Origin of the sequence: Thiorhodococcus drewsii AZ1 (assembly GCF_000224065.1) — a bacterium.
GTDB classification, from domain to species: Bacteria; Pseudomonadota; Gammaproteobacteria; order Chromatiales; family Chromatiaceae; genus Imhoffiella; species Imhoffiella drewsii.
Window position 1 is genome coordinate 1 of the sequence record NZ_AFWT01000105.1, and the last position, 1,633, is coordinate 1,633.

The 1,633-nt window shown below is 51.6% G+C and carries 2 protein-coding genes; both read left to right on the forward strand.

Annotated features, from left to right (window positions below; genetic code table 11):
- Positions 1-148 precede the first annotated feature (148 nt).
- Positions 149-319 (forward strand): hypothetical protein, encoded by a 171-nt coding sequence (locus THIDRDRAFT_RS26595; RefSeq protein ID WP_216725670.1) that lies wholly within the window; start codon positions 149-151, stop codon positions 317-319.
- Positions 320-1,096: 777 nt separating this feature from the next.
- Positions 1,097-1,333, forward strand: coding sequence for a hypothetical protein (locus THIDRDRAFT_RS23160; protein ID WP_007043381.1), 237 nt, complete (start codon positions 1,097-1,099; stop codon positions 1,331-1,333).
- The last annotated feature ends 300 nt before the right edge of the window (positions 1,334-1,633 follow it).

Sequence of the window (1,633 nt, forward strand, 5' to 3'; positions counted from 1 at the left end):
AGTGCGTCATAAATTCCTGCAAGCTCAAACCCTTCTGAAATTGGATCGGGTTTTGTGCCATCAGCGTTTCTCCAGGAACTCGCGATGGTCTCAGTATGCGCCGACTCAGCACTCGTAGGCTGAGCTTCGTAAATAATCAGGAGATCTCTTGTCGCTAGCCTTTGTTGACGGAACCTACAAAAGAGAAGACGAAGAGCACATTCTCGCGGTTGCGAGCAAGCTATCGATCCAGCCTGATGAGTTTTCTGTACTACGAGATTTGAACAGAAAAGCGCTGGAAGCGAATGCTGCGATCGCAGAATTCATCTTTAAGGATTAAACATGTCGAGGGTTTTACTATGAGCTTGAAAAGTGATTTGGCTGATGTCGCTCTAGAGGTAGGCCAGAATGTCGCAACTAGCGACGTTGGTAAAGAGGCTTTAAAAGCAACAGCCATTGGCGGTGGAAGCGTTGCCACTATCGGCGCGGCAAATGTTATTGGTGGCGCTGGAGTGGCTACCGGATCTACGACAGCAGTGACCGCAGCCAACACAGTCCTTGCTGTTGGAACCTCCGGATTGTCGGCTGCTACGACAGCAGCTGGTTCGGTTCCAGTTTTCGGCGGAGCACTCGCGTCAGGGCTGACAACGGCTGCAACAACAGCCGCTACTGCAGGCGCCACCGTTGGAGCAGCTGCTGTGGCGGCTGCACCTGTCGTATTGCCGACGCTCGCAATATACGGTCTATGGAAACTCTTTTCAGACGACTAGCATAATCGGAGATGTCGGCCGCCCAGCGGCCGGTCCTGATGGCGACGGTCAGGGCGTTGAGGGATTCGCTCCAGACCGCCTGAGGAAAGACCGGGCCCCAGTGCCTCGGGATGCCGATCCGCTTGCGACAGAACGGCCAATTCCGGGGACAGTTTACTTAACCCTGTAAGCCAGCACAGGTGACAGCAGAATAAAATCGCCTAACACGCCCATAAAGCCGAAGCCATACTGCGCATCGACCTTAGAGCAATCCTGTAGTGTTGCAGTGGCGCAGTATGGCCCGGCTTATGGGTGACGTTAGGCTGCGGCGAAATTAAACAACCAACTTCACACTGGATATATGAATCATGACAGACCATATCGAAGAGTTTATGAAGCAGGTGAGCGATGGATTCAATGTCAACGGCCAGCGTCTGAATCAATTTGAAGAGATGCTAAACATCCATTTCAAAGGGTTGGAGTCTTTTCAGTCTGCTTTATCTGCAATGAAAAATGAATTGGAGGGACAGAGAAAAGACATCGAGGAAATGAAATCCGATATTCAGCTCATAAAAGAAACCCTAAAGGCAGGTTCGCGACACTGATTTTGCTGAGTTCTGAGGATGGATTATTTTATTTTGGAAATACGCCGAATGCGTTGTTGGAGCAGAAAACCGGGACCAAAGGCTTCAGGTATACCCGTCTCATACGAATTTTCGGCTCAGGCTCCCTCGTTAACCGTCTGCTCACCATGGTAATCTCCAGCGCATGAACGACTACCGACTGAGCGATGAAGAGCTAGCTGAGCTGCGAGCGGCCCACCGCAGGGTGCGCGACATCCGCGAAGCTTACCGCATCAATGCGGTCATTCTGCTTGGTCAGGGTCGTGGGGTGAAGGACATTGC